Source organism: Pengzhenrongella sp. (genome assembly GCF_036565025.1).
In the GTDB taxonomy this organism is placed as follows: domain Bacteria; phylum Actinomycetota; class Actinomycetes; order Actinomycetales; family Cellulomonadaceae; genus Pengzhenrongella.
The window spans coordinates 1-10,262 of sequence record NZ_DATCNW010000405.1 but is presented as its reverse complement, the minus strand read 5'-3'; the positions used below and the strand labels follow the sequence as shown (position 1 = coordinate 10,262).

General features: G+C 74.2%; 8 protein-coding genes and 1 pseudogene. 4 read left to right on the top strand and 5 right to left on the bottom strand.

Annotated elements, in window-relative coordinates; translation table 11 throughout:
* Positions 1-210 precede the first annotated feature (210 nt).
* Positions 211-753, bottom strand: a pseudogene (locus VIM26_RS22990) (YgjP-like metallopeptidase domain-containing protein); the annotation flags it as partial.
* 255 nt (positions 754-1,008) lie between these two features.
* Between VIM26_RS22990 and VIM26_RS22985 the strand changes: the two are divergent.
* Together VIM26_RS22985 and VIM26_RS22980 are read left to right on the top strand one after the other, a co-directional pair.
* Entirely contained in the window at positions 1,009-1,167 is a 159-nt protein-coding gene (locus tag VIM26_RS22985) for a DUF5679 domain-containing protein (RefSeq protein ID WP_331955647.1), read from the top strand.
* A 219-nt stretch (positions 1,168-1,386) separates the two neighbouring features.
* Entirely contained in the window at positions 1,387-2,430 is a 1,044-nt protein-coding gene (locus VIM26_RS22980; protein ID WP_331955645.1) for a ThiF family adenylyltransferase, read from the top strand.
* A gap of 1 nt (position 2,431) precedes the next feature.
* Here VIM26_RS22980 and VIM26_RS22975 read toward each other — a convergent pair whose 3' ends face one another.
* Entirely contained in the window at positions 2,432-2,806 is a 375-nt protein-coding gene (locus VIM26_RS22975) for a WhiB family transcriptional regulator (RefSeq protein WP_331955643.1), read from the bottom strand.
* A gap of 484 nt (positions 2,807-3,290) precedes the next feature.
* A complete protein-coding gene (locus VIM26_RS22970) occupies positions 3,291-5,294 on the bottom strand; it encodes an ATP-dependent DNA helicase UvrD2 (RefSeq protein WP_331955641.1) in 2,004 nt (667 codons plus the stop codon).
* Between the two features lie 193 nt (positions 5,295-5,487).
* Here VIM26_RS22970 and VIM26_RS22965 point away from each other — a divergent pair, with 193 nt between their 5' ends.
* A complete protein-coding gene (locus tag VIM26_RS22965) occupies positions 5,488-5,754 on the top strand; it encodes a mycoredoxin (RefSeq protein WP_331955639.1) in 267 nt (88 codons plus the stop codon).
* A gap of 102 nt (positions 5,755-5,856) precedes the next feature.
* Here the strand turns inward: VIM26_RS22965 and nudC are convergent, their stop codons facing one another.
* The gene (gene nudC / locus VIM26_RS22960; RefSeq protein ID WP_331955637.1) at positions 5,857-6,831 is read right to left on the bottom strand and encodes an NAD(+) diphosphatase; all 975 of its coding nucleotides are present in this window, start codon (positions 6,829-6,831) and stop codon (positions 5,857-5,859) included.
* A 79-nt stretch (positions 6,832-6,910) separates the two neighbouring features.
* On the opposite strand from nudC, the gene VIM26_RS22955 reads away from it, so the two are divergent.
* Complete coding sequence (locus VIM26_RS22955; RefSeq protein ID WP_331955635.1) at positions 6,911-7,837, top strand: macrolide 2'-phosphotransferase; 927 nt, start codon at positions 6,911-6,913, stop codon at positions 7,835-7,837.
* A gap of 10 nt (positions 7,838-7,847) precedes the next feature.
* Here VIM26_RS22955 and VIM26_RS22950 read toward each other — a convergent pair.
* A partial coding sequence (locus VIM26_RS22950; RefSeq protein WP_331955633.1) for a 3'-5' exonuclease occupies positions 7,848-10,262 on the bottom strand: 2,415 nt, incomplete at its 5' end.

Genomic DNA, 10,262 nt, shown 5'->3' with positions numbered 1-10,262 from the left:
TCCCCACAACGTCCGAGCGTTGACGTCCTATAGGACGTCAACGCTCGGACGTTGCGGGATTCTGGACGGGCCCGGGGCGACCGGGGCGTCGTCGGGCACGGCGCCGTCGAGCAGGTTGTGGTCGACCGGGCCGCCGTCGAGCAGGTTGTGGTCGACCGGGGCGGCATCGAGCAGGACGTCGTCGCCCTCGTCGTCGGCCTCGGCGAGCTCGGGCACGACGTCGTCGTCGTCACCGTTCGTGATTCGCTCCTCGCCGAAGGTCACACCCTCCAGGAAGCCGCGCGCCCGCTCGGTCCGGGGGTAGCTCTCGAGCGTGGCCCAGAAGTCGGTCCCGTGGCCGGAGTGCAGCAGGTGCGCCAGCTCGTGCAGCAGCACGTAGTCGATGACCCAGCGGGGCATCCCGCGCACCCGCGTCGAGATTCGGATCGTGCCGTCGGCCGGGGTGCACGAACCCCAGCGCCGACCCTGGTTGCTGGACCAGTTCACGCTCGTCGGCTTCGCCCGGCCACCGAGGTAGCGGTTCGAGAGCTCGACGGCGCGAGCGGCGAGCTCCGCGTCCGACGGCCGACGTCGGCGTTCCTGGTCGGCGAGGCGCGCGACCATCCGGCGAACCCACTCCAGCTCCTGCGCGCGCGTGAAGCGCGCCGGGATCGCGACAACGATCCGGTCACCGTCCCGGTACGCGGTCACGGTGCGCAGTCTCTTGCGGCTCCTGCGGACCTCTACCGGGCCCGGCGGATCTTGCGGATTCACGCCATGCACGCTATCGCTCGCGGCCTGGTTGTGCCCGCAATTCACCCGAACGTCGAGCAGGCAATGCGGCCCTGACCGGGCCTTGGAGACCTCTTATCGGGCGCCGCGCCGGGCCGCGAGTGGCCGAACCCCCCAGCGGGGCCACTATCGTGTCCGTGCACGGGCGCGTGCGGCCGGTCCGGCCGCTCGACCCTGCCGCTGGCCGGCGGATCCTCCGGCTCGGCGCGCACATAGACATCCGAACGGAGAAATTTGATGGCTGAGACGTACAAGGGCGAGTTCTACTGCGTGAAGTGCAAGGAGAAGCGCGAGGCCGAGGGCGACGTCGTCGTCTCCGAGTCCGGTCGCAAGATGGCCAAGGGCATCTGCCCCGTCTGCGGTACGAAGCTGAACCGGATCCTCGGCAAGGCCTGAGCCAACCAGCTCGCACCTCGAGGGGCGGCCCTGCGTCAGTCATGACGCGACGGGCCGCCCTTTTTCATGCCCTGACGCGGACCCCGCCCACGTCCCCGTCCAGGCCGCCGTGTGCCCTGTGGATGAACGTCACGGCCCCGCCGCGGCGGTGCGATGGTGGTCCGACAGGGTCGGATTATCGCGATGGGCCCCGGCAGGCACCGGAGGGAGGCGGTCGGTGTGCGGCTGCGGACGGGCCTGCGGGTGCTGTGGCGGAGTCGGGACGAGGTTCAGATCGGCACCGATCCGCGCTGGGCCATCCGGCTCACCGGCCTGAGTGCCGGCGAGATCGACCTGCTCACCGCCCTCGAGGAGGGGATCGCCTCGCGCGGGCTGGCCGCCGTCGCCCGTTCGCTCGCGGTGCCGCCGGACCGGCTCGACACCCTGCTGGCCGCCCTCGACGAAGCCCAGCTGATCTGCCTCGACGGTCCTGGACTCCGGCCCGCACCCACCCCCGCGCTCCCGCCCGGGGGGACCCCCGACGCGGCCACCTGGACCCGCCTGCTGCACGACGGCGACGGTGCTGGCCTCGTCGCGGCGCGCGCGGACCGGACTGTCGGGCTGCTCGGCGCGGGCCGGATCGGACTGTGCCTCGCGGTGACGCTCGCCGCGGCGGGCGTGGGCACGTTGCTCGTCGAGGACGACCTGGTGGTCACCCCGTCGGACCTCGGCGTCGGGGGATACACCGCACGGGATCTCGGGACCGCGCGGCGGACCGCCGCCGCGCGCGTGCTGCGCGACGTCGCGCCGGACGCGAGCACGATGGCGCCCGAGGGCACCCGGCCGGACGTGATGGTGCTCGTCGAGCACGGGGCCGCGGACGCGCTGCGGGCCCGCGTGCTGATGTCCGCGGGAGTCGTGCACCTGTCCGTGGTGGTCCGCGAGGCCGACGTCGTGGTCGGGCCGCTGGTGCGCCCGGGCTCGTCCGCGTGCCTGCGCTGCCTTGACCTGCACCGGACCGATGCCGACGAGCGGTGGCCCGCGATCGCGACCCAGCTCGCCAGCTCCACCCCGGCGCGCGGGGCCGGCGAGGAGTCCCTGCTCGCGGCGATCGCGGGCTCGCTCGCCGCCGGTCAGGTCCTCGCCGAGCTCGACGGGACGCTGCCCCGCACGCTCGGGGCGTCCTTCGAGGTCGGGCTGCCGGATGCGGTGCCGCGCGTGCGCGACTGGCCGGTGCACCCCAGATGCGGGTGCACCGGCCTGCCGCCGTCGGGCGGCGGGTGACTCACGCGGCCGGTACGGCGGACGCGTCCTTGCGAGGGCGTCCGCGGCCGCGCTTGCTGGCCACGACCTGGCCGGCGACGAACACCTCGCCGCCCCAGACCCCCCACGGCTCCGCGCGCTCGATGGCGCCGGCGAGGCAGCCCTGCTGCAACGGGCACTCGCGGCACAGGGCCTTGGCCTGCTCCACCTGAGCCGACTGCTCCGCGAACCAGAGCTCGGGGTCACCCGTCCGGCAGGGGATCAGGCCCGCGATCAATCGGTCGAACTGTTGCCGGTCTGCGGTGACGTCGGCCGTGGTGACGGTGAAGTCGGGGGTGAGCGACCAGGGACCGGATCCGCCCTGATTCACCGCGTCGAGCAGCTGGATGAGCCGCACGATGTCCTCCTGAGATGTCCGTGCTGGTGCGATGGGCAGGTGCGTTGCGTGAACGCAATCGGCGATCCGGCTGCTCATCGCCCCGACGACAGGTCAGGGCAAACGAAAGGCCGCGGTCTCCGAGTGGACTCCGCGGCCTGGGGTGGGCGTGATCAGTTGATCAAGTCCCCGGTGGAGCGGAGTCGGATAGGAAGGCGGGGATGCGCGTGGACGTGGCTCCGCCGCTGGGTCGCGCCGAGATGGGCGCGAGGGCGTGCAGAGCGAGGCGCGCGGCACCGGCCGCATATGCCATCTGGTTGATCTTCATCGCGATGCCCACCACCTCTCCGACTCGGGCCCACGCCTCTCGGCGCTACCTTCCAACAAGGACAAGACGAACTTAGGCGAGCGGCTCGCCGGAGCGCAACGTATTAACGCGACTTCATGCGATCGGGTTTGTCCCCGCCGCGCCGAGCGGCCGGGAGCGCCGTCGCCGCAGGCCCGCTCAGGTGGTCCCGGCCACCAGGGCGAGCAGGGTCGGGCCGTACTTGTCGAGCTTGGCCGGGCCGATGCCCTTGAGCTGCGCGAGCTCGGACATCGACGCAGGTCGGCGCTCCGCGATCGCGGCGAGCGTTGCTTCGACCAGCACCGTGTAGGCGGGCTTGTCGGTCTGGGTCGCGACCTGCGCGCGCCAGCCAAGGAGGCGCTCGTACAGCTCGGCGTCGTAGCGTCCGGACAGGACCGGGGCGCCGCGGCTCGCCGAGCCGGCGCCGGACCCCGAGACGCGGCGGTGCGGGCCGCCGTCGTCGGGCCAGAGGCCGTCGAGGAAACGGGTGCGGCGGCGCGACGCCCGGCCGCCGGGGTTGCGCGACCGCGCGAAGGACAGCTCGAGGTGCTCCCGGGCCCGCGTGATGCCGACGTAGAGCAGCCGTCGTTCCTCCGCGATCGCCTCGTCGGTCTCGGCGAGCGAGATCGGCATCAGGCCCTCGCTCATGCCGGTGAGGAAGACCGCGTCCCACTCGAGCCCCTTGGCCGCGTGCAGGGTCGCCAGGGTCACTCCCTCGACGGTCGGTGCGTGCTGCGCCGACGCGCGCTCGTCGAGCTCGATCACCAGGTCGGCCAGGGTCGCCTGCTGGCGCGCCGCGAGGTCGTCCGCGAGCGCCACCAGCGCCTGCATCGACTCCCAGCGCTCGCGCACGGCGCCGCGGGTGGCCGGCGGCGTGGGCGACCAGCCGGCGTTGAGCAGCACGTCCCGCACGACCTCGGGCATCGGGGTCTCCGCGTCCGCGGCCCGGCCCGCGCCGCGCAGCAGGACCATGGCCGCCCGGACCTCGCGGCGCTGGAAGAAGCGCTCGCCGCCGCGCACGAGGTACCCGATGCCGGCCGCGCCGAGAGCCTGCTCGAAGCCCTCCGACTGCGCGTTCGTGCGGTACAGCACGGCCACCTCGCTGGCGTGGGTGCCGGCATCCAGCAGCCGCGCGATGCGCGCCGCGACGCCGGCCGTCTCGGCGTCGTCGTCGTCGTACGTGGTGAAGCCGACCGGGGGGCCCTCGGGGCGCTGGGCGATCAGCTCGAGGGCCTGCGCGCCGCGCCGGCCGCGCTGGGCGAGCAGGCGGTTGGCGAGCCCGACGACCTGCGGTGTGGACCGGTAGTCGCGGACCAGCCGGACCACCTGGGCCTTGGGGTGGGTCTTGGCGAAGGTGAGCAGGTGGTGCGGGGAGGCGCCGGTGAAGGAGTAGATCGTCTGGCTCGGGTCGCCGACGACGCACAGCTCCTCGCGCCCGCCGAGCCACTGGTCGAGCAGGTACTGCTGGAGCGGGGACACGTCCTGGTACTCATCGACCACGAAATGCCGGTACTGCCCGCGCACGGTCTCCGCGACGTCGTGCCGGGTGTTCAGCATGTCGGCGAGCATGAGCAGCACGTCTTCGAAGTCGATGACGCCGCGCTCGGTCTTCGCGTCCTCGTACGCCGAGATGAGCCGCGCGACGCTCTGCCGGTCGTAGCCGGCCGGCGGCGGACGGTCGATGGCGGTCGTCGCGCGGACGTAGTCGTCGGCCGAGACGAGGGAGACCTTGGACCACTCGACCTCGCTCGACAGGTCCCGGATCGCGACCCGGTCCACCGACAGCGAGAGCCGGCCCGCGGCCTCGGCCATCACGGGCGCCTTGTGCTCCAGGATCCGTGGCGGCGCGCCGCCGACGACCTTGGGCCAGAAGAAGCTGAGCTGGCGCAGCGCGGCGGCATGGAAGGTGCGCGCCTGGACGCCGGCGACGCCGAGGTCGCGCAGCCGGGTGCGCATCTCGCCGGCGGCGCGGGCCGTGAAGGTCACCGCGAGGACCGTGGTCGGCTTGTAGATGCCGCTGCGCACGCCGTAGGCGATGCGGTGCGTGATCGCGCGCGTCTTGCCGGTGCCCGCGCCCGCGAGCACGCAGACCGGTCCCGTCAGCGCGAGCGCGACCTCGCGCTGGTCGGGGTCGAGGGCATCAAGGATCTCGTCGGCAGACATCACGCCGATTCTCCCAGCCCGCACCGACAGTGCCCGCCGGGCGGGTGCCTGGTGGGTGCCTGGTGGGTGCCTGGTGGGTGCCCGACGGGCCTACGGGGCCCGCGTTGTGGCTACCGCCACACGTCCGGCCCCAGCACCTGCGCGCTGCGGGCGCGTACAGTGGACGCCCGCTCCCACCACAGAAGAGGACCTCGTGACCACGCAGACCCCCGACGCCGGCGCCGTCACGATGTACTCCACCACCTGGTGCGGCTACTGCCGTCGCTTGAAGTCGCAGCTGGACTCCGCGGGCATCGGCTACACGGAGATCAACATCGAGGAGCACCCGGACGCCGCGGCGCTCGTCGAGCGCGCGAACGGCGGAAACCAGACGGTGCCGACCCTGGTGTTCGCGGACGGTTCCGCCGCGACGAACCCCTCGCTGGCCGACGTCCGCACCCGCCTCGCCACCCTGAACTGACCCGAACCGCGCTCAGCCGGCCACCCCACAGGCTCCCCGCCCACGAGTTGTCAGTCCCAGCGCGGTCCCCGGACCGCGCAACGGCTGACAGGTCCAGGGGGGTCAGGCGCCGGTGAGACCCCAGTCGCCGGCCAGCTCGCCGCCGAACCACTCCTCGATGAGGACGCGCGCGATCGAGGAGCGCATCGGCAGCAGCACCTCCCCGGACGCGACCTGGTCGACGAGCTCGGCGCGGGTGAACCACTGGGCCTCGGTCACCTCGACGCCGTCGACCGTGATCTGCGTGGTCAGCGCGCGGGCGCGGAAAGCGAGCATCAGGGACGCCGGGAACGGCCACGGCTGGCTGCCGCGATAGCTCACCTCGCCGATCACGACGCCGACCTCCTCGGCCACCTCACGCCGCACCGCGTGCTCGATCGCCTCGCCGGGCTCGACGTAGCCGGCGAGCGTGGACAGCCGGTGCTCGGGCCACTGCACCGCGTGGCCGAGCAGCAGGCGGTCGTCCTCGTCCACCACTGCCATGATCACGGCGGGGTCCGTGCGGGGGTAGTGGTCGCTGCCGTCGGCGGGGCAGTGCCGCACCCAGCCCGCCTGCACGACGTCGGTCAGGGTGCCGCACCGCGGGCAGCGCGGGTGGGTCTTGTGCCAGGCCGCGAGCGCGACCGCGGTGGTCGCCAGGCCGGCGTCGCGCGCGTCGAGCACGGCGCCGATGCGGCGCAGCTGCGACCACTCGCGACCCGCGACCAGGTCCTCGCCGCCGTCCACGGCGAAGCGCTCGAGGTCCGTGACCTCGACGAGCGGGTCCGCGAGCACCAGGGCGACGTACGACGACGCGCCGTCGGTCCCGAGGTAGAGCCAGCCGCCGTCCGGGAGGTCGAGGCCCACGACGGTCGAGGGCGCGAGCAGGTCGAGCGTGATGGACCCGTCCTCGGTCGTGGTCGCGACGAGGCCGCCGTGCGTGAGAACCACGCGAGTGCTCTCCTCGCGGAGCAGATCGGCCACGAGATCCGGTCGGGCACGCAGCTCAGAAGCTCGGTCAATGGTCGCCCGGGCAAGCGGGAGGTCGGTCCAGTCCACGCGGACACCGTACGTGAGGTGGGGACACGCCCAGCGCGGGTGAGGACAAAACGCCGGGCTCGGCCTCTAGGCTGGCGGGGTGTCTCGTTCACCCTTAGCGCTCGCAGCCCTCGCGACCGCCGCGATCCCCGGCCTGAACGTGGTCGCCGTCCGGCGCCCGTCGCAGCCCGGGGCTGATTTTGACGTGGCCGTCGTGGTCGACTCCACCCGGCGCCACTGGGTCATCCGGGCTCCCGTTCGGCCCGCCGCGGGCGCGGCCCTCGACGCCGAGGTGGCGCTGCTCGAGCAGATCGCCGTCCAGGTGGACGACGGCCGGTTGCCGTTCGCGGTGCCTCGTCCCGCCGGGTTCGCGCACCTGCCGGAGGGCGGCCGCGCGCTCGTGCACGCCGAGGTCCCCGGCCGACCGCTGCGCCTCGAGACGCTCGCTGCCGGGCCGGGCCTCGCGGCGTCCCTCGGTCGCGCGATCGCTGCCGTGCACCAGCTACCCATCGACCTCGTGGAGAACGTCGGCCTGCCGGTGTACGACGCCGGCGCGTACCGGGAGCGCCGACTGGCCGAGCTGGACGAGGCCGCACGCACCGGCAAGGTCCCGCCGACCCTGCTGAAGCGCTGGGAGTCGCGCCTCGAGGACGTCGCGCTGTGGCGGTTCCAGCCGACCGTCGTGCACGGCGACCTGACCGCTTCGCACGTCCTGACCGACGGCCGCGCCGTCACCGGCATGCTCGGGTGGGGCGACACGAAGGTCGCCGACCCCGCCGACGACCTCGCCTGGCTGCTCGTCGCCGCCCCGCAGGACGCGGTCGAGTCGATCATGGAGGCCTACCACCTGGCCCGCACCGAGCTGACCGACGCGCACCTGGTGGAGCGCGCCCTGCTCGGCGGCGAGCTGGCCCTCGCGCGCTGGCTGCTCTACGGCGTGCGTTCGGGCAACGCGAGCGTGGTTGCCGATGCGGTCCAGATGCTCGAGGAGCTCGACGAGCACGCGCTGCCCGCCTCTTTCGGCTGATCCGCCGGCCTCATGAGGTCGCGCTGCGCAGCAGGTCTTCGATGCCGGCCTCGTCGAGCAGCCGCTCGGGGGTCACCGTGACGCCGGCGCCGACGTAGCAGAACGCCGCGTCCACCCGCTCCAGCGGCAGGTCGGCCCAGCGTGACCAGGCGAGCCGGTACACCGCGAGCTGTACCTCGCGGGTCCGCGCGGCGGCCTCGTCGAGCGGTGGCCGCCCGGTCTTCCAGTCCACGACCACGACGCCGCCGTCCGGGGTCGCGAAGACGGCGTCGATCCGGCACCGCAGCACGTATCCCGCGACGGGCGTCTCGATGTCGACCTCGACCGCGACCGGGGTCCGCCCCGCCCACTCGGTGGCGAGGAACGCCGTGCGCAGCTCCTCCAGGGAGGCGTCGGTGGCCACCGAGTCGTCGTCGGCGCCGGGCAGGTTCTCGACGTCGAGCAGCGCGGCCGAGCCGAAGTAGCGCTCGACCCAGGCGTGGAACTCGGTGCCGCGCCGGGCCTGCACCGACGGTTCGAGCGGCACCGGACGGCGCAGCGCGTGCGCGAAGGCCTGCGGGTCGCTCGCCAGGCGCACGACGGTCGACGCCGAGAGGTGCGCGGGCAGCTCGACCCGGACGTCGGGCGCGCTCACGCGGCTCCGCTCGGCGAGCAGCAGGTTGGCCGTGCGGGTCAGCGGCGAGGGGATCGGCGGCGGGATCGGGACGACGGCGTCGCCGAGCCCGACGACGAGCCGCGCGGCAGTGAGCTCGGCGTCAACCGCGGCCTCGAGCTTTGCGTCGGCGTCGGCGAGATCCCCGTCGGCCGCGGCGGCGAGCTCGGCGTCGACCGCGGCGGCGGCGGCCGTGACGTGCGCGCGGCGCGGCCCGGGGCCGAACGGATCGGTGGGCCACGCGTGGGTCGCGGGGGTGGCCGTGCGCGGGTTCGGGGTCGACGGATCGGGCCGCTCGGCCCAGCCGTCGGTGCCCACGAGCCCGGCCGCGACGAGCTCCTCCAGGAAGAGGGACGGCGGCTGGGGATCCTTGCGGTCCCGCCACCAGGAGCCGGACAGCAGCAGCGCCCGGCGCGCGCGGGTCAGCGCCACGTACGCGAGCCGGCGCTCCTCGGCGACCTCGTGCGCCCCGATGTCCCGGCGCAGCTGCTCGCGGAGCGCGTCGAGGTCCTTCTGGTCGACGGCGTCGGCCACGTCCAGGAAGGGCAGCTCGGCGGCGTCGCCGCGCAACGGGTACGGCAACGAACCGAGCCCGCTGAGCCACCCGCTCGCGCGCGGACCGTGCGGGCCCGAGGTCGGTGTCGCCGGCAGCACGCCGTCCGTGAGGCCCGGCACCGCGACGACATCCCACTCGAGGCCCTTGGCGGCGTGCACGGTGATCAGCTGGACCGCGTCCGGGTCCGGCTCGGTGACGGGCCGCTCGAGACCCCGCTCCTCGGTCGCGGCGGCGTCGAGCCAGCCCAGAAACGCCCCGAGGGTCGGCACGTCGGCGCCGTCGGAGAACTGCACGGCGACGTCGCGGAACGCGTCCAGGTGCGCGCGGGCCCGGCCGGGGCTGAGGCCGGGGCGCGAGGCCACCTCGATGTCGAGCCCGAGGAGCCGCTCGGCCTCCCCGACGAGCTCGGACAGCGAGAGGTAGGTGTGCGAGCGCAGGGTGCGCAGCAGGCGGGACAGCTCCAGCAGCCGATCGTGCGCCACGTCCGTCAGGTGTCGGCCGGTGCGACTGCGCCAGCCACGCGGCGGAAGGTCGTCGAGCGCGTCGACGATGCTGCGCTCGTCGACGACGTCACCGGCGACGACGACGGGGTCGTCGTCGGGCAGGGCGGGCGGAGCGGGCGCCGCGGACGAGCGGCCTGCGGGCTCGCCATCAGCGGGTTCGCCGCGGGCAGGTTCGCCACCAACAGGTTCGCCACCGACAGGCTCGCCACCGGCGAGCTCGGGCGGGCGCACCGCACCGCGACCGGGGCGCGGCGGTCCGCCGCGCGAGTCCGCGAGCTCGCCGGCCCAGGCCGCGAGCGCGTGCAGGTCGGCGACCCCGAGCCGGGTCCGTGCGCCGCAGAGCAGGCGGATCAACGCGTCACCGCGGGACGGGTCGTGCGCGACGCGCAGGGTCGCCACCAGGTCGACCACCTCGGGGGTCTGCAGCAGCCCACCGAGCCCGACGACCTCGACGGGCAACCCGGCCCCGCGCAAGGCGGCCTCGAGCGCGGCGAACTGGGACCGCTTGCGACACAGGACCGCCGCGGTCACCCGCGCGGACGCGCGGCCGGCCGGACGCCAGCGCTCGGCGATGAACCCGGCCACGGCGTCCGCCTCGTCCTCGACGGTCCCCGCGTACGTCGCGTGCACGGCGCCCGGTCCCGCGCCGGGGCGCGCCTCGAGCTGCGGGACGCGCACCGGACCGTCGTCGCCGCGAGCGAGGTCGTCGGCGAC